The organism is Polaromonas sp. P4_F4 (assembly GCF_056401355.1).
The window spans coordinates 110,380-126,620 of sequence record NZ_JBFUJO010000004.1 but is presented as its reverse complement, the minus strand read 5'-3'; the positions used below and the strand labels follow the sequence as shown (position 1 = coordinate 126,620).

Genomic DNA, 16,241 nt, shown 5'->3' with positions numbered 1-16,241 from the left:
CTCTTGCTGTGGCCACGCAAAAGGCATGGCCGCTCGCCGTGCAGCCGCTTTGCTCAGGCGGGGATGTGCAGAGATTCTGCCTTGGTTTTCTGCGCGGGTATCAGCGCAGACACCACCGGCCAGGCGGCACAACTCGCCACCACATGTTTCAGGCTGTGGCCCGACACGAGTTGCCCGGTCCAGTCAAAGACCAGCTGGTCCCCGAATTCAAACAACTTTGCCAGCGCATACAGGGCGATCACAAGCATCCAGCGAATGGGCAAGCCCCCTGAAGGATGGGCCGCCCCCTCGGGCAGCGGCGGCAGGCAGGCCAGCCAGACCATCAAACCCAGGCCGCCGAATTGCAGGAGGCCCCATGGCAGCGCATTGCCTGAGGCCAGCCAGACCCCGACGCTCAAGGGCCCCAGCACCAACACCGCCGCAGCGATGGCGACGCCCGCGCGGGCACTGGCGCGCCCGGCAGCCGCCAGCCCCAGCAAGCCCGCAAACGCAACGACCATGCCGAGCCGGTCAATCGCCAGGCGCGGGTCATCCGGCTGCCAGTGATACCAGGCAGACCCTGCCGCCGTGGCCAGCAGGCCGGCAAAGAACAGGGCCGCCAGGCCGTGTTGCGCCATGCTGCCGGCCGGCCCCGCAACCCGACGCCGCCACGCGAGACAGCCCAGGCCCGCCGCACCCCACAGCGCAAACGGCAGGTTGCTCAGCACATCGAGCGCAAAGGGAATGCGCCCCCACGCTCGCTGATCGGCAAGGTCATGCAGGTGCGCTGGCTGTGCCACTGACGGGCCGACCACGGCCACGACCAGCAACACCAGCACAGCGCCCAACAGCAGGCGCTCGGGTTTTTCAAGTTGGAACATGGTGGAAGTCCTTTCAATATAAGTGGGCGCAGTCTGAGCGCACAAGCTGAAAATCCCTCCATCCATCGATACAAGCTGAATCCGCACGACCTGAAGTATCGATAATCAATACCAAGGAGTTTTTTCATGAGCACAAGCGCTGACCTGGTCATCGTTCTGAAGAAGGAACTGAAGGCCGCCCAGATGACCTATGCCGACCTGGCCCGGGCCCTCTGCATGGCCGAGTCCAGCGTCAAGCGCATGCTGGCCAAAGGCGACATGCCGCTGTCGCGCATCGACGCTATTTGCCGTGCCTTGAAACTGGACTTTGCCGAACTGGCCAGGCGCGTGGCTGACACCCAGCCGCTGCTGGCGGAGCTCACGGAAGCGCAGGAAAAGGCGGTGGTGGCCGACAAGAAACTTTTACTCGCCGCGATTTGCGTGCTGTCCCAGTGGACACTGGAGCAGATGACGGAGTGCTACCGCCTGTCGGAGGCCGAGTGCATCAAATACCTGGCGCAGCTGGACCGCATCGGCATCATCGAACTCAAACCGCTGAACCGCTACCGGCTCAAACTCGCCAAGACCTTCCGCTGGCGACCGCACGGCCCGGTGATGGACTACTTTCGCGACAACGCCTTGCTGGACTACTTTTCAGGCGGCTTCGATGGCGGCGGTGAAGGCCTGCTGTTGGTGCATGGCTCGATCAGCCGCAGCCTGGCACCCTCGTTTCTGGAGCGCATGCAGCGCGTGGCGCAAGACTTCGCGCAGCAACACCAGGCCGACCAGAAACTGGCCGCCAAGGACCGCGAGGGCTACACCTTGCTGCTGGCCATGCGGAGCTGGGAGTTTGAGGCGTTTGCGGCGTTGAGACGTTGAATAGGGCACACCCCTGTTGCCGCTCACTTCGCGTAGCGGCCTCTCCCCTTGCAGGGGACGGCACCTGCAGACTGGCGAAGCCAGCTCTGCGGCCCCTGCTGGTGGGTAGCGGCATCCCATCTCGCCTGCGACATGTAACGCGCTCCCATCGAAGAACGCGTGTCAGTCCGTGGCCGCAAACACCGTCAGCACCCCGGTATAGCCATACAGGTGGTGGCGCGCAATTTCGCCGCCCGCGAAGAAGCCCACCAGCGGCACGTCGCCCAAGGCTCGCCGCACGATCTGCAACTCGGCGCTGGGCGCGCCAAAATGGGGGCCGCCGCGGCCCGAGCAGCTGACATAAATGGCGCCTGCGATTCGCCGGGCCGGATGCGGCGCTGCGTCGGCTGGCATGCCGCTGAGGGCGCTGGCGACGTCCAGCGTGACTTCTTCAGGCTCCAGCTCTTCGCGGATTTCGGCGCAGACCCGAATCAGGTCGGCACGCGCGGCCTGCGCGTTGCGTTCGCAAAAAGCCAGCTTCATGCCCACGTGGGGGATGTCGGCTATCGCGACGCCCTTGCGAGCGGGGTCCAGCCCGATCAGGTGGCGCACCACGACTTCCGCGCCAAACTGGCCCGCCCGCCGGCTGCGGGCGTCATGCAGGCTGTCCTCGGGGCGGCTCAGGCCCACCAGGGTCGTGCGCACCTTGGCCAGCGCCTCGCGCGGCTGGTCCAGCGATACGCCCAGGTCCTCCAACAGCACATCCAGCGCCGGCTGGCCATCCAGCCCGGTCACCACATTGCTCTCGCAGGCGGTGATGTCGTGATTCGCCGAGACGGGCTGGCAGCCTTGCGTGACGCGTGACATCAGCGCCATCCCGCCCGACAGATCGCGCGCAAACGCCACGCCACTCAGGCCCCCGTTGAACACGCCGCCGGCCGCGCCATGCCCCTTGACGTTGCCGTGGCCGCTGAAGGCAAACTGCACGGTGCTGGAGCGGCTCGACGCCAGGCCGCCAAAGACGTAACCACTCTCGGTACGCTGGGCCATCTCGGCAATCAGTTCAGCGACGTCGGGCGTGCCAGCATCGGCATGCACCAGGGCGGTATGCGCCTTGAAACGGCCACTGGCCGCGGGGGGCAGCGGCGACACGCCGGAGAACACGCGGTACTGGTCGTGCGGCAGTTCGCACAACATCACCGCCAGCGCGGGCTCGTCAAAGTACTCGACATTGTTCGACGCGATGCCCACGCCCACCGTGCCGCTCCAGTCGGTGATGTCGGGCAGCTCGGCGCTCAGGTGATCGAGGATATCCTGCGCATGGGCGGCGTAATGGTCGGTGATGTAGAGCAGCGCCAGGGTGGGCGCATGGGCATACGCGGGCAAGGCCATGTGGGCACGCAACTGGGCCAGCGCAAGGCCGGCCGCCATCTGCCATTGCGGATGGGTGGCATGGCCATAGGGAAAAAGCTTCATGGGATCCCGGCAGACGAATTCAAGGTGTTCAAGGTGTGGTTTTTCGGACCGTACTGCGCGCGGTCTTGCGCGCCGGCGTTTTGGCTTTGGAGCTTGACGGGGATTTTGCAGCCGACGACGCCATGGAGGCCGGTGTAGGCCAGTCCTGGGCGCTGCGCAGCGCGGTGTTCATGGCGGCGCGCGCCCCGCCCGCCACCGTTTTTCCGGCGCTTTCAGCCATGCCTTTGGCCAGGCCCGTGGCCATGTCGGTGGCCGTTTTCACCGCATCCTTGGCCAACCCGGCGGCCATGTTTTTGGTAGTGTCCACGGCGGTCTTTCGGGCGACATCTTTCATGGCATCCGCTGCAATGGTCTGGAACTGCTGGGTCAGGGCACCCCACCATTGCATCGGGTCGACCACGCCGCCCGCGGCAGCGGCCGCATCGGGAGACTTGGCTGCCGCCACTTTGGCTTTTGCCTTGGCCTTGGCCCCGGCTTTTGCCGCCGTGTCTTCGCTAGCTTGTGCACTTGCCTGATGGCCGTTAAAAGCCGAAGGCGGGATCTCCAGCCCGGAAAATGTCTTGCCCTTGTCGGCTACGCTGTCGGCAACCTTGAGCTTGAAGGCGTTGGCCACATCGCCCATGTTGAAATTCATGCCCCTGAGCGTCGCCAGGGTCATCTTCTGCACCTCCAGCGCCTGGATGGTGGCCTTGAGGGCCGTGGCATTCTGGTCCAGCCAGAACTGCACCGCCTTGAGCTCGTCGATGCGCTTGTCCAGTTCTTCCACATTGAGCGTGGGCGCGACCCAGCTCCCCAGCTTGGGCAACTGCGGAATGCTTTGCGTCGCACTGTCGGCCGCCTGCCTGGCCAGGTTTTGCAGGAAGTCAAAACCGGGCACAAGCTTGCCGAAACCGGCAAAGGAATTGTTGTCTGCGTCGCTCATGGTTGTCTCCTGCCGAGTTGGGCAATATTGTGTGGTCCGGATAAGTTGCCATGCCATGAGCCTCACGGGATGAGGCCAGGATGCGCCTTCATTGTGCAACGCCATGGCGGGACGTCAACCGGTTTTTACACGCCAGAGATACGCCAGAGCCACGCCGGCCCTCATGGGACAGGGGGTTGGCACAAGAAGGGCATCGCGCAATCCATCGATCAGAGAGGGCCTCACCCTCATCACACGGACTTTTTCGCTATTGATTTGATAGCACCCTGCCACACGGGACACCTTCAGGGGAAGGCGGGCAAGCGCCCGCTAAACTGGCGCCATGAAAAGCCTGTTTCACTTTGCCTTCAATGTCAGGGACCTGGACCTCGCACGCGGCTTTTATGGTGGCGTGCTGGGATGCACCGAGGGCCGCTCTACCGACACCTGGGTCGACTTCGACTTTTTTGGCCACCAGATTTCACTGCATTTGGGCGAGCCGTTCAAAACGGAGCGCACCGGCCATGTCGGCGACAAGCTGGTGCCCATGCCCCACTTCGGACTGGTCCTGGCCCTGCCCGACTGGCAGGCCCTGGCCCAACGCCTGCAGGCGGCCCACACCGAATTCGTGCTGGCGCCGCAGGTGCGCTTTGAGGGCCAGCCCGGCGAGCAATGGACGATGTTTTTTTGCGATCCGTTTGGCAATCCCATCGAAATCAAGGGCTTTCGCTCGCTGGATGCGCTCTACGCCGGCTGAGCGTGACGCCCCCCGGTTCGTTCGCCCCTGATCTGCCTGATCTCCAACCACCTGTCACGCTGCAGCCATGGCCTACACCTTTGCTTCGGCCACCGTCTTGCTGCTGCTGATCACGGATCCGCTGGGCAACATTCCCATCTTTGTCAACGCCCTGCGCGGCGTGGCCCCCGAGCGGCGCATGCGCGTCGTCCTGCGGGAGGTGCTGATTGCCTTCCTGCTCTTGCTGGCCTTCATGTTTGTCGGCGACGGCTTTCTGCGCCTGATGAACCTGAGCGACCTGTCGCTGCAAATCGCCGGGGCCGTGGTGATGTTCCTGATCGCGCTGCGCATGATTTTCCCCTCGGACCAGCCGGAGGCCGCGCCCCTGCAGGGTGAACCGCTGATCGTGCCGCTGGCCATTCCGGGGCTGGCGGGCCCCTCGGCACTGGCCACGGTGATGCTGCTGGTCTCGCAGGCTCCGGCGCGGCGGCTGGAATGGATTGCCGCGCTGAGCGTGACCATGGTGGTCTGCGCGGTGGTGCTGGTGCTGTCCGAGCGGATTCAGCGCATCGCGGGCGACCGCGTCATGATGGCCTTTGAACGGCTGATGGGGCTGATCCTGGTGGCCATCTCGGTGGAAATGCTGCTGCGCGGCCTGAAGCTCTTTGTGGCGCAGCTCGGCCACCCGTAAACCGCCCATCCCCCGGCGGGGATTTCAGGTTGAATCGGCTTACCGCAGCGGCGCAACCTTCTGCTCAATCGCACCAAACACCGACAGCCCATCCTTGCCCTTGACCTCGATGCGGATGGTGTCGCCAAACTTCATGAACGGCGTTTTCGGCTTGCCGTCCTCGATGGTTTCAGTCGCGCGCTTTTCGGCAATGCAGCTGTAGCCGTGGCTCCAGTCCTTGTTGCTCACGGTGCCAGAGCCCACAATGCTGCCGGCGCGCACGTTGCGGGTTTTGCAGATGTGGGCAATCAGCTGCCCGAAGTGAAAGGTCATCTCGGGTCCGGCCTCGCACATGCCGACCTTGCGGCCGTTCCAGGTGCTTTGCAGCGTCATGTGCAGACGGCCCTTGTCCCAGGCATTTTCTCCATTGAACACCAGTTCATCCAGCGTCACCGCGACCGGGCTGAAGGCCGTGGCCGGCTTGCTCTGGAAAAAGCCGAAGCCTTTCGCCAACTCGTCGGGTATGAGGTTGCGCAGCGACACGTCGTTGGCCAGCATCACGAGGCGTATGCCTTCGAGCGCCTGCTCGGGCGTGGCGCCCATGGGCACATCGGCCGTGATCACCGCGACCTCGGCTTCAAAGTCGATGCCGAATTCTTCGCTGGCAACCACCACGTTGTCACAGGGGCCGGCGAAGTCGTCGCTGCCACCCTGGTACATCAGCGGATCGGTATAAAACGTGGCGGGCACTTCCGCATTGCGGGCCTTGCGCACCAGCTCCACATGGTTGATGAAGGCCGAGCCGTCGGCCCATTGGTAGGCGCGCGGCAGCGGCGCCATGCATTGCGCCGGCTCAAACGGGAAGGCGTGGCGCGCCTTGCCGTTGTTGAGTGTTTCGTACAGGTCCTGCAGTTGGGGCGAAAGGAAGTTCCAGTCGTCCAGCACCTGCTGCAGTTTGCTGGCGATGCCCGTCGCATAATGGGCGGTGGCAAGATCGCGCGACACCACAACGAGCTGGCCGTCGCGGGAACCGTCTTTGTAAGTGGCGAGTTTCATCAATATCCTGATTGGGTGGCTGGCGGGTTTTCTTCAGTGTTGCATTGCAAAAAGCACACTGGATTGTGCCGTCCCTGAAGGGCTCGGGCGCTTCGCGGCACCCTGCCACTGCCCGGGGAACGCCTCAAAACCTGAAAATCATTGTTTCGCGTTACGATAAGTGAAATCAGTTTACCTAAATGTAATTCGAAATTCTCTCACTTTCATGAACGCTCCTCCTGGCTCCCTCGACATCCCGCTTGCCGCGCCGCCTGCTGCGCCACTCACCGATCTGCCACCCCAGCGCGCGGGCATTCAGTCGGTGGAGGTTGGGTTCAGCCTGCTGGGGGTGCTGGCCGCAGCACCCGGTCCGCTGATGCTGCGCGACTTGGCGGCGGCGGCAGGCATGAGCGCGGCCAAGGCGCACCGCTATCTGGTGAGCTTCCAGCGCCTCGGGCTGGTCACGCAGGATGCCGGCTCCACGCGCTACGACCTCGGGCCAACCGCACTCAAGTTAGGGCTCGCTTCTCTTTCCCGGCTTGACAGCGTGAAACTGGCGCGTCAGCGCCTGCAGCCGCTGACGGAGCAGATCGGCCAGACCCTGGCATTGGCGGTCTGGGGCAATCAGGGCCCGACCATTGTTCACTGGGAGGAGTCGCCCCAAGCCATCACCGTCAACCTGCGCCTGGGCGACGTGATGCCGCTGCTGTCCTCGGCCACCGGCCTGTGCTTTGCGGCCTTCATGCTGAACCAGCATGCGCCGCAGAACCGGCTGGCCGCATTGCTCAAGGACGAGCTGGCACGCACCCAGAAGCTGGGACGCAAGGACCTGCCCACCAGCATGGCCGAGGCGACCGCGCTGCTGGAAGAAGTGCGCCGGCGCGGCTTGGCGCGCGTTGTGGACACCCTGCTGCCCGGCGTGGCCGGTTTCTGTGCGCCGGTGTTTGATGCCGACGGTCATCTGGCGCTGGGCATGGTGGCGCTGGGCTCGCTGGCCACGTTTGATCCGGCCTGGGACGGCGCGGTGGCCCGGCCACTGGCGGCAGCCGCCCGGCAACTTTCCAGCGATCTGGGGTTCACAGGGGCATGAACAGCGTGCTGGCAGCACCAGGGGTAGCTTCGGGGGGGTCGCGCGCGGCACCCCCCTGGCGAGCGCTGGTCATGCTGGCCGTGCTGGTGCTCGCCGTACACACGCTGCTGCTGCGAACGACGCCCGACCGGTTTGGCCCGGAAACGGACCCTGCGTCCACCCGCAGCCGCACCGCGCCGGCATTTGTCACGCGCAGCATTGAGGTCCTTCCACCGGCCAAGGTGCTTCCCCCGCCAGCAGCGCCTCCCGCGGTCAAGCCCGCAGTCAAGGCGCCGGTCAAACCCAAAAGGCCTCCTGTTCCTGTTAAAGAAAATGAGGCTGTGGCCGCTGATGCACCTGCGCAGCCTGCTATTGATTCTGCAGCGCCTCAAGCCCCCGACTCACTCGCGGGCAGCGAACCTCCTGCCTCGTCCAGCGCGGACAGCGTGCCGCTCCCGACGGCCGATACGTCCGCCAAGGAACCACCCATGCCCGCGGCGCCTGCGCTGCCAGCCGGCCCCAGCCTGACTCCGGTAACGGCCATGGCCCTGCCCCCCAGCGTCAGGCTGGCCTACAAGATGACCGGCCAGGCCAAGGGCATGACCTACCACGCGAACGCCGAACTCGGCTGGCATCAGGCGGGCGGCAGCTATGACGCCCGCATGACCGTGAGCGCGCTGTTTCTGGGCTCGCGCAGCATGGCCAGCAGTGGCCAGGTGGGCGCCGAGGGGCTGGCGCCCACGCGCTTTTCGGATAAATCGAGAAGCGAGGTGGCTGCCCATTTCGAGGCCGACAAAGCCCGCATCACCTTCAGCGCCAACACGCCCGCCGCCCCATGGGTCAAGGGCGCCCAGGACCGGGTGAGCGTGTTTTTACAGCTGGGCGGCATGCTCGCAGGCAAGCCGGCCAGCTTTCCGGTCGGCTCCAGCATTTCGCTGTACACCGTGGGACCGCGCGATGCGGATACCTGGACCTTTCTGGTGGAGGCCGAGGAAAGCGTCAGCCTGCCTTTCGGGGACATCGTCGCTCTCAGGCTCACGCGCCAGCCGCGCCGTGAATACGATCAGAAAGTGGAAGTCTGGTACGCGCCCTCGCTGGGCTACCTGCCGGTGCGCAGCAAAATAACCCAGTACAACGGCGATTTTGTCGACCAGCAGCTCAATACCGTGAATAAATTCTGAAAATCGCTGCGCAATTTGCCATAAACGCCGCAGCGTGACTTTTTGCCTGCCTATACGGCGCATTGCGGCTTACCCTGTCCTCTTGAAACCTGGCACCAACGTTGCTATGTAAAGGCGAAGGACATCACCATGCACATGCTTTACGACTCCGACTCTTTTGTGGTGGTTCAGATTCACGCGAACGCGCCCGAAGAATCTGCGCCAGCGCCCGCCGTTCCCCAGCTGGCGCGCCACGGCTTTGAAATCGTGGACAAACGATCGGGCAAAGAGGTGTACCTTGACGGCTCGTGGGCAGAAATGTTCCAGGAGCGCCTCAGTGCCTGGGCGAAAAACACGCCGACCCAGGAAGAAATCGAAGACACGCTCGAAGGCTATAGCGGGCTGGCTAACACGCCCATCTCGTTGCACTAAAAAAGCCCCCACGCTTTTCACTTCGTGTAATGCGCTGCCCCCCCGGGGGGGCGCTGCGCCTGCGGCCCGGCGAAGCCGGTTCCGCGGCCCCTGCTGATGGGGTGAGCCGCCACGCTCGCTCTCTGCCTCCTTTTTTCTTGTCATTTAGCGGGTGGGCTTTCAGCCTGCGCCGCGGGGCGCTTCTGGTACATCCAGCGGTACATGGGCTCGGCCAGCAATAACACGGCCGCCAGCCGCGTGACGTGAAAGGCCGTCACGACGGGAACGCCCAGCTGCAACACCTTGGCCGTGATCGACATCTCGGCAATCCCGCCCGGCGAGGTGCCCAGCAGCAGCGTGGCCCAATGAAGGCTGCTGAACCGTGCCAGCAGCCAGGCAAAACCGGCACACAACCCCATCATCCCGACAGTCGCCAGCGCCACGGAGCCGAGCCAGCGCGGCGCCAGATGCACAAAACTGCGGGTAAAGCGCACGCCCAGGCTGATGCCGATCACGAGCTGCGCGGCATTGGTCAGGGGCTGCGGGATGGCCGACAGCGTCACGTCACACGCGGTCAGCAGCAAAGACACCACCAGCGCACCGATGAACCAGGGGTTGGCGCGGTCCAGTTTGAGCATGGCCCAACAGCCGATGCCGGTCAGTCCAGCCAGCAGCGCCAGCCCCGGCAAGTGAACGTCCCGGGCACCCGGGAGCGTGGTGTCCAGCCCATGCAGGCCGGCCCACTGAAAGCCAAAGGGAATGATCAGCGTCACCAGCAGCACGCGCAGGCTGTGTGCCGACGCCACCAGGTCCGTCTGCGCGCCGTGGCGCTCGCCCATCAGGGTCATTTCGGAGGCCGCGCCTATGGGGGCGGCGAAGTAGGTCGTGATGCGCGACAAGCCTGCCACATGAAATCGGGCACCCCATGATGGCCGGGGCGCAGGCTGCTGCTGGCCGGCCATGGCGGTCGGCCCCGGCCCGCGATGCACCCAATACAGCCACTCACCAAAGGCCAGGCCCAACAACAGCGCCCAGGCAATGTTCAGCGCAATCGCCCACCACAAGCCGGCCATCAGCGCCACCACCTGCGGTGTGAAGTAAAGCCCCAGCGCGCAGCCAATAATCCACTGGCCGGCATTGCGCAGCGGCGTCCAGCTGGCCGTGGCGCCGCCCAGCATGGAACATGCGGCGGTTACCAGCAACGGCCCGATCATCCATGGCAGGGGCGTGCGCAACATGACGCACAGAGCGGCCGCGGCCCAGGCGATCAGCAGCGTCAGGATGACGCAAACCGACGGAGATCGAAGCAAGGACGATAGGCGTTTGGCTGCGTCAGGAAGCATGGACGTGTAAGCGGAAAATGACAAGGAAAAAGCATGCCGGGCGGAGCCGGGCCGAAGGCATTAGTATCCACCGATGTTTCATTTCCCTTTGCCGGCTTTGTCAGCCTTGTCAGTTTTGTCAGGGCTCCCCGGTGCACTGGTCTGTGCTGCCGCCGTGGCGCTGACGAGCGGCTGCGCCAGCCGACCCGGCCCTCCGGAGGCGCCCATCCTCCAACCCGCCAGCGGCAGCACTGCCGCAGCCACGGCCGCCCGGCTCGATGCCCTGCTGCCCATGGATGCGCTGCTGATCGGCGAACAGCACGATGCCGCAGAACACCAGCAGGTAGCGCAGCAAGTCATCGCGCACCTGGCGCAACGCGGCCTGCTGGGGGCCCTGGCGCTGGAAATGGCCGATGCCGGGGTGAGCACCGCCACTCTCCTGCCCAGCGCCTCCGAAGAACAGACACGCTATACGCTGAAATGGAACGACAAAGCCTGGCCCTGGGCGGCGTACGGACCGGCCGTGATGACGGCCGTGCGCGCCGGCGTGCCGGTGCTGGGCGCCAACCTGCCGCGCGCACAGATGCAAAGCAGCATGGACGACAGCAAGCTCGACGTTCAATTGCCCGGCCCGGCCCTGAAGGCACAGCAGCAGCTGATTCGCATGGGCCATTGCAATCTGCTGCCCGAGAGCCAGATCACACCCATGACACGCATCCAGATCGCCAGGGACATCATCATGGCCCAAACCCTGAACCAGGCAGCGCTGCCCGGCAAGGTGGTGGTGTTGCTGGCCGGCAGCGGTCATGTGGACCGCACCGTGGGCGTGCCGCAGCACCTGGCCGCGGAATTCAAGGTCCGTGCCATTCGCCTGCGCGCAGGCAACGCCACGCCCGAAAAAGCGGACGCCTTCGATAGCGTCTGGGGCACGCCAGCACTCCCCGATATGGACTACTGCGCGAGCCTGCATAAATAGGCCCCCACGCTTGTCACTGCGTGTAATGCGCTGCCCCCCGAGGGGGCCGCTGCGCCTGCGGTCTGGCAAAGCCAGTCCCGCGGCCCCGGCTGGGGTGGAGAGCCTCCACGCTTTTCACTGCGTGTAGTAATCTTGCATTCCGGTGCTCTTGCGCCTCCCCGGCACCCGGGATTCCGGCCGGATCAGGCGATCGGTGGCGGAGCCTGCGACAATTCATCCCCTATGAACCACGCATATATCCTGACCCTGTCCTGCCCGGACCGTAGGGGCATTGTTCACGCCGTTTCCGGTTTTTTGCTGCAGAACGGCGGCAACATTGAAGAAGCCGCCCAGTACAACGACCATGACACGGGCCTGTTTTTCATGCGGGTGCAATTTGCCTGTGACCAGCTGACGCACGCGGAGCTGTCGCAGCAGCTGAAGGGCTTTGCCGAGCCGTTCCAGATGAACTGGAAGCTGCACGCAACCACGCAGCCCATGCGCACGGTCATCATGGTCAGCAAGGAGGGCCATTGCCTGAATGACCTGCTGTTTCGCTGCAAATCGGGCCTGCTGCCGCTGGACGTTCGCGCCATCGTGTCCAACCACCGGGAGTTCTACCAGCTGGCCGCCAGCTACAACATCCCTTTCCACCATTTTCCGGTGACCGCCGCGACCAAGGCCCAGGTCGAGGACAAGCAGCTGGAAATCATCGAATCAGAGGGCGCCGAGCTGGTGGTGCTGGCGCGCTACATGCAGATCCTTTCCAACGACCTGTGCCGCAAACTGGCCGGCCGCGCGATCAACATCCATCACTCCTTCTTGCCGAGTTTCAAGGGCGCCAAACCCTATTACCAGGCGCATGACCGCGGGGTAAAACTGATAGGCGCGACCGCCCACTATGTGACGGGCGACCTGGACGAAGGCCCGATCATCGAGCAGGACGTGGCACGCGCAGACCACAGCAAGACCGTCGAAGACCTGACGGCCATGGGCCGCGACACCGAAAGCCAGGTGCTGGCGCGCGCCGTCAAGTGGCACAGCGAGCACCGCGTGCTGCTCAATGGCCACAAGACCGTCATTTTCAAGTAACCGCCATGGCCGCGCCGGCGAGAATTCCGCCCATTCAGTGCCTGCTGACATTTGAAGCGCTGGCGCGGCTGCGCAGCGTGACCCAGGCCGCGGAGGAACTCTGCGTCACGCCCAGCGCCGTGAGCCACCGGGTCAAGCAGCTCGAGCAGATCATCGGCACCAAGCTGTTTGGCCGCGCCGATTTCTCCTTGACCACCGAAGGCAGCGAATACCTGGCGCATGTGCGCGAGGGCCTCGCCACACTGCAGAAGTTCCCGGGCACAGCGGGCCAAAACGGCACGCCCGGCAAACGCAAGCTGCGGCTGGCGGTCACGCCCACGTTTGCACGTTCCATTCTGATTCCGCGGTTGCGGCAATTTACCGAGGCCTATCCCGAGATTGACCTGACCTTGCAGGTCTCCATTCCCCTGCTAGACGTGGTGGCCGAGGACGCCGACCTGATCRTGCGCTTCGGCACCGGGCGCTATGCCGACCTGGAACATGTGTGCCTGGCCAGTGACGACATCACCCCGCTGGCCTCGCCGGCCTTTGTACGCGAGCACGGACCCTTTGAAGCGGCCGAAGACCTGGAAGGCGAAAACCTGCTGCGCTCCCCGCTGGAGCCCTGGCGCACCTGGTTTGCCGCCAACAACCTGGACTGGCCCGAACCGCAAGACGGCTCCCAGTTCAATGACATCGGCCTCATGTGCGATGCGGCCGCGGCGGGCATGGGCATCGCGCTCGTCCGCCTCAAGCTGGGTGCGCCCTGGCTGGACAACGGCTCGCTGGTGCGCCTGGGCAATAACGCTGTCTTCGGCAGCAACATTGCGAGCCCGCACGCCCACTACCTGTGCTGGCGCACCGGCACCATGGACCGCTGGGAATGCACGGCATTTGCCGACTGGCTGCGCAAAAGCCTGAACTGAGGTTCACCGACCGGCCCCGCATTTCACACAGGGATTTAAATTTCTTCAACCCGGCGGGGGCGGCTTGCCCTACAGTTTCATCTCACTCAGGAGTCCGACCATGAACGCCCCCGCATCCAGCCTGCAGCAAGATTTGCCAGAACGATCAGAACGGCAGTCACAGGTCGTTGGCGCCTTGCAGGCGGTGCTGCCCGCCCATGCGCTGCTGTGGAACACCGAGGACACAACGCCTTATGAGTGCGACGGCCTGACAGCCTACCGGCAGCGACCACTGGTGGTGGCCCTGCCCGAAACCTATGCCCAGGTGCAGGCCGTGCTGAAAGCCTGCCACGGCCTTGATGTGCCCGTGGTGGCGCGCGGCGCCGGCACGGGCCTGAGCGGCGGCGCCATGCCGCACCGGCTGGGCGTCACGCTGTCGCTGGCCAAGTTCAACAAAATCCTGAAGCTCGACCCGACCAGCCGCACCGCCGTCGTGCAGGGCGGCGTGCGCAACCTGGCGATCTCCGAGGCGGCAGCGCCCTACGGCCTCTATTACGCACCCGACCCGTCGAGCCAGATTGCCTGCACCATCGGCGGCAACGTCGCCGAGAATTCCGGGGGCGTGCACTGCCTCAAATACGGTCTCACCGTGCACAACGTGCTCAAGGTCAGGGGCTTCACCATCGCGGGCGAAGAAGTCGAATTTGGCAGCGATGCCCTGGATGCGTCGGGCTACGACCTGCTGAGCATCATCATCGGCAGCGAAGGCATGCTGGCCGTGACCACCGAAGTCACCGTCAAGCTCGTTCCCAAACCGCAACTGGCGCGCTGCATCATGGCCAGCTTTGACGACCTGCGCAAGGCCGGTGACGCAGTGGCGGCGGTGATTGCAGCCGGCATCATTCCAGCCGGGCTGGAGATGATGGACAAACCCATGACCGCCGCCGTCGAAGACTTTGTGCACGCCGGCTATGACCTGACGGCCGAGGCGATCTTGCTGTGCGAGAGCGATGGCACACCCGAGGAGGTCGAGGAAGAAATCGGCCGCATGAGCGAGGTGCTGCGCCGCTGCGGCGCCACCGCCATTGCCGTGAGCCAGAATGAAGCCGAACGCCTGCGCTTCTGGAGCGGCCGCAAGAATGCCTTCCCCGCGTCTGGCCGCATCAGCCCCGACTACATGTGCATGGACTCCACCATTCCGCGCAAACGGCTGGCCGACATCCTGCTGGCCATTGCCGAGATGGAAAAGAAATACCAACTCCGCTGCGCCAACGTGTTCCATGCAGGCGACGGCAACCTGCATCCGCTGATCCTCTTTGACGCCAATGACCCGGACCAATTGCACCGCTGCGAGCTGTTTGGCGCCGACATCCTGGAAACCAGCGTCGCCATGGGCGGCACCGTCACCGGTGAGCACGGCGTTGGCGTGGAGAAACTCAACTCCATGTGCGTGCAGTTTTCCGCGGAAGAAAACGAGCAGATGTTTGGCGTCAAGCGCGCCTTCGACGCCAGGGGCCTGCTCAATCCCGGCAAGGTGATTCCGACCCTGAACCGCTGCGCCGAGTACGGAAAAATGCTGGTACGGGGCGGCCAGATCGCGCATCCGGACCTGCCGCGCTTCTGACAACCAGGCAACTCGGAATAAGGAAGCGGAAACGCACCGACCATGCAAGCCCTGCGCGGACTGGCCTGGCTGCTCGCACTTCAGTCCGTGGGTGAGCTGATGACGCGCGGATGGTCCCTGCCCTTTCCGGGGCCTGTCATTGGCATGATGCTGCTGCTCCTGGCGCTGCGGTGGAGCGTGGTGCGCGAGCCTGTTGCCGCATGCGCCGATTTTTTACTGACACACCTTTCGTTACTCTTTGTACCCGTCGGCGTGGGTGTGATGACGCATCTTTCGCTGGTCAGCCAGTATGGCGTGCGCATGCTGGCAGTCGTTGTGCTGTCCACATTGGCCGGGCTGGTGGTGACTGTTTTGAGCCTGCATTTCCTGCAGGGCCGCACCGACCCCCTCGGCAAGGAAGGCCCGGATGCCTAAGTTCGTGGAGTTGTGGGTCTATCTCTCGGCCACGCCGCTGTTCGGGCTGACCGCAACACTGGTGGTGTATGTGCTGGCCCAGGCAGCGTACGCGCGCCTGGGGCATGCGCCCTGGGCTAACCCGGTGCTGTGGACGGTGGTGTGCATAGCCAGTGGCCTGCTGCTCACTGGCGTGCCCTACCCCAGCTATTTCGCGGGCGCGCAATTCATCCATTTCCTGCTGGGTCCGGCCGTGGTGGCGCTGGCCTGGCCGCTTTGGCAGCGGCGCGAGGAACTGCGTCGACGCTGGTGGCGCTTGCTGCTCGCCGCCCTGGCAGGCGGCATGGCCGCGAGTGGCTCGGCGCTGCTGCTGGCGTGGGCCTTGAACCTGCCGGCGGACGTCGCGCTATCGCTGGTGCCGAAGTCCGTGACGGCACCCGTCGCCATGGGTATCGCTGAAAAAATAGGCGGCATTCCGGCGCTCGCTGCCGTGTTTGCCGTCATCACCGGCCTGGTCGGGGCGCTCGCCGGCAAGTACCTGTTCGATGCCTTGCGCATACCGACGAACCAGGCGGGATGGGCCGCACGCGGCTTTGCCCTGGGCACGGCGTCCCATGGCATTGGCGCGGCGCGCGCCCTGCAAGTCAACGCCGATGCCGGCGCCTATGCCGGCCTGGCGCTGGGCCTGCAAGTGGTGCTTGCCTCCCTGCTGATACCGCTGGCGTTCCGCTGGTTTTAGGCTTCGCGGGCAAGCTGCCGGCGCGGCTGTCCAGCCGCCCCCTCCGGGACGCCCCGAGGGTTCAGGCTGAATTTCCG

At 64.6% G+C, this 16,241-nt stretch carries 17 protein-coding genes; 12 read left to right on the top strand and 5 right to left on the bottom strand.

Going from position 1 to position 16,241, the window contains the following annotated elements; genetic code table 11:
- Window positions 1–53: 53 nt before the first annotated feature.
- Window positions 54–860: a hypothetical protein gene (locus AC1DUR_RS06370; protein ID WP_477718910.1), complete on the bottom strand. Its 807-nt coding sequence runs from the start codon at window positions 858–860 to the stop codon at window positions 54–56.
- Between the two features lie 126 nt (window positions 861–986).
- On the opposite strand from AC1DUR_RS06370, the gene AC1DUR_RS06365 reads away from it, so the two are divergent.
- Window positions 987–1,718 carry a helix-turn-helix domain-containing protein gene (locus AC1DUR_RS06365; protein ID WP_477718909.1) on the top strand — a complete coding sequence of 244 codons (732 nt, stop codon included), beginning with the start codon at window positions 987–989 and terminating at the stop codon, window positions 1,716–1,718.
- Between the two features lie 162 nt (window positions 1,719–1,880).
- Here the strand turns inward: AC1DUR_RS06365 and AC1DUR_RS06360 are convergent, their stop codons facing one another.
- Together AC1DUR_RS06360 and AC1DUR_RS06355 are read right to left on the bottom strand one after the other, a co-directional pair.
- Window positions 1,881–3,173: an FIST signal transduction protein gene (locus tag AC1DUR_RS06360; protein ID WP_477721489.1), complete on the bottom strand. Its 1,293-nt coding sequence runs from the start codon at window positions 3,171–3,173 to the stop codon at window positions 1,881–1,883.
- 28 nt (window positions 3,174–3,201) lie between these two features.
- A complete protein-coding gene (locus AC1DUR_RS06355; protein ID WP_477718907.1) occupies window positions 3,202–4,095 on the bottom strand; it encodes a PhaM family polyhydroxyalkanoate granule multifunctional regulatory protein in 894 nt (297 codons plus the stop codon).
- 322 nt (window positions 4,096–4,417) lie between these two features.
- Between AC1DUR_RS06355 and AC1DUR_RS06350 the strand changes: the two genes are divergently transcribed.
- Together AC1DUR_RS06350 and AC1DUR_RS06345 are read left to right on the top strand one after the other, a co-directional pair.
- Window positions 4,418–4,831: a VOC family protein gene (locus AC1DUR_RS06350; protein WP_477718906.1), complete on the top strand. Its 414-nt coding sequence runs from the start codon at window positions 4,418–4,420 to the stop codon at window positions 4,829–4,831.
- A 67-nt stretch (window positions 4,832–4,898) separates the two neighbouring features.
- Entirely contained in the window at window positions 4,899–5,501 is a 603-nt protein-coding gene (locus tag AC1DUR_RS06345) for a MarC family protein (protein WP_477718905.1), read from the top strand.
- A 39-nt stretch (window positions 5,502–5,540) separates the two neighbouring features.
- Here AC1DUR_RS06345 and AC1DUR_RS06340 read toward each other — a convergent pair whose 3' ends face one another.
- Entirely contained in the window at window positions 5,541–6,536 is a 996-nt protein-coding gene (locus tag AC1DUR_RS06340) for a fumarylacetoacetate hydrolase family protein (RefSeq protein WP_477718904.1), read from the bottom strand.
- A gap of 271 nt (window positions 6,537–6,807) precedes the next feature.
- On the opposite strand from AC1DUR_RS06340, the gene AC1DUR_RS06335 reads away from it, so the two are divergent.
- The 3 genes from AC1DUR_RS06335 to AC1DUR_RS06325 all read left to right on the top strand — a co-directional run bounded on the left by AC1DUR_RS06335 (window position 6,808) and on the right by AC1DUR_RS06325 (window position 9,176).
- Window positions 6,808–7,605, top strand: coding sequence for an IclR family transcriptional regulator (locus tag AC1DUR_RS06335; RefSeq protein WP_477719048.1), 798 nt, complete (start codon window positions 6,808–6,810; stop codon window positions 7,603–7,605).
- Window positions 7,602–8,765, top strand: coding sequence for a DUF3108 domain-containing protein (locus AC1DUR_RS06330; protein WP_477718903.1), 1,164 nt, complete (start codon window positions 7,602–7,604; stop codon window positions 8,763–8,765). Before AC1DUR_RS06335 ends, AC1DUR_RS06330 begins: the two co-directional genes overlap by 4 nt.
- A 129-nt stretch (window positions 8,766–8,894) precedes the next feature.
- The gene (locus tag AC1DUR_RS06325) at window positions 8,895–9,176 is read left to right on the top strand and encodes a BTH_I0359 family protein (RefSeq protein ID WP_477718902.1); all 282 of its coding nucleotides are present in this window, start codon (window positions 8,895–8,897) and stop codon (window positions 9,174–9,176) included.
- A 140-nt stretch (window positions 9,177–9,316) separates the two neighbouring features.
- On the opposite strand, the gene AC1DUR_RS06320 is transcribed toward AC1DUR_RS06325, so the two are convergent.
- Window positions 9,317–10,498 (bottom strand): AbrB family transcriptional regulator, encoded by a 1,182-nt coding sequence (locus tag AC1DUR_RS06320; protein WP_477718901.1) that lies wholly within the window; start codon window positions 10,496–10,498, stop codon window positions 9,317–9,319.
- 73 nt (window positions 10,499–10,571) lie between these two features.
- On the opposite strand from AC1DUR_RS06320, the gene AC1DUR_RS06315 reads away from it, so the two are divergent.
- The 6 genes from AC1DUR_RS06315 (at window position 10,572) to AC1DUR_RS06290 (ending at window position 16,164) form a co-directional block, all read left to right on the top strand.
- Window positions 10,572–11,453 (top strand): ChaN family lipoprotein, encoded by an 882-nt coding sequence (locus AC1DUR_RS06315; RefSeq protein ID WP_477718900.1) that lies wholly within the window; start codon window positions 10,572–10,574, stop codon window positions 11,451–11,453.
- Between the two features lie 222 nt (window positions 11,454–11,675).
- On the top strand, window positions 11,676–12,524 hold the full coding sequence (gene purU, locus AC1DUR_RS06310; protein ID WP_477718899.1) for a formyltetrahydrofolate deformylase: 849 nt from the start codon (window positions 11,676–11,678) through the stop codon (window positions 12,522–12,524).
- A 5-nt stretch (window positions 12,525–12,529) separates the two neighbouring features.
- Window positions 12,530–13,429, top strand: coding sequence for a LysR substrate-binding domain-containing protein (locus AC1DUR_RS06305; protein ID WP_477721488.1), 900 nt, complete (start codon window positions 12,530–12,532; stop codon window positions 13,427–13,429).
- A 100-nt stretch (window positions 13,430–13,529) separates the two neighbouring features.
- Complete coding sequence (locus AC1DUR_RS06300; protein WP_477718897.1) at window positions 13,530–15,032, top strand: FAD-linked oxidase C-terminal domain-containing protein; 1,503 nt, start codon at window positions 13,530–13,532, stop codon at window positions 15,030–15,032.
- A 42-nt stretch (window positions 15,033–15,074) separates the two neighbouring features.
- Window positions 15,075–15,446 carry a CidA/LrgA family protein gene (locus tag AC1DUR_RS06295; protein ID WP_477718896.1) on the top strand — a complete coding sequence of 124 codons (372 nt, stop codon included), beginning with the start codon at window positions 15,075–15,077 and terminating at the stop codon, window positions 15,444–15,446.
- On the top strand, window positions 15,439–16,164 hold the full coding sequence (locus AC1DUR_RS06290) for an LrgB family protein (RefSeq protein WP_477718895.1): 726 nt from the start codon (window positions 15,439–15,441) through the stop codon (window positions 16,162–16,164). The genes AC1DUR_RS06295 and AC1DUR_RS06290 overlap by 8 nt, the downstream gene beginning before the upstream one ends.
- Window positions 16,165–16,241: the final 77 nt, after the last annotated feature.